We start from the raw sequence: 636 nt of genomic DNA, 5'->3' as shown, positions 1-636 counted from the left end.
CGTGTTGTACCGTATCCGTGTTGGCTGTCCATGGCGCGACCTACCGCCCTGCTTTGGCAAGTGGTCTACCGTATACCATCAATATCGCTATTGGCGTAAAACCGGTAAATGGCAGCAACTGATGTCAATAGTAACAGCGGACTACGATAGTGAATGGTTATTTATAGATGGTAGCGTAGTAAAAGCGCATCAACACAGTACAGGCGCTGCCAGTTGTCGTGATGAAGCCATCGGCATCAGCGTTGCTGGCAATAGCAGCAAGTTACATCTCATAGTTGATGCTTGTGGTAACCCTGTTCATGTGGAGCTGACAGGAGGCCAAGTACACGATTCTAAAATGGCCAACGCTTTAATTAAAAGTACCATCAAAAAAGAGACTAAGGCGGTTGTAGCAGACAGAGGCTATGACAGTAGCGACATAAGAGAGTGTATCTTTGAGCATTGTGCTGAGTCAGTAATACCCGTTAAGTCAAATTCAAAAAGCAACAACAATGCGCTGAATTGGTACTTATATCGCTGTCGCCACTTGGTAGAAAACGCCTTTGCTAGGTTAAAACACTTCAGAGGTGTTGCTACACGCTATGATAAACTTAAAGCCAGCTATGAGGCTGCCGTGATTCTAGCCTGTGTCTTTAT

1 protein-coding gene is annotated in these 636 nt (G+C 45.3%); it reads left to right on the top strand.

The genetic code is table 11. From position 1 onward, the window contains the following. A partial coding sequence (locus tag JMW90_RS13545) for an IS5 family transposase (RefSeq protein WP_201564765.1) occupies positions 1 to 636 on the top strand: 636 nt, incomplete at both ends.

This window comes from Psychrobacter glacincola, assembly GCF_904846215.1.
Taxonomy (GTDB): domain Bacteria; phylum Pseudomonadota; class Gammaproteobacteria; order Pseudomonadales; family Moraxellaceae; genus Psychrobacter; species Psychrobacter glacincola.
The sequence above is the reverse complement of the archived record's forward strand: the minus strand, read 5'-3'. Positions and strand labels throughout refer to the sequence as shown.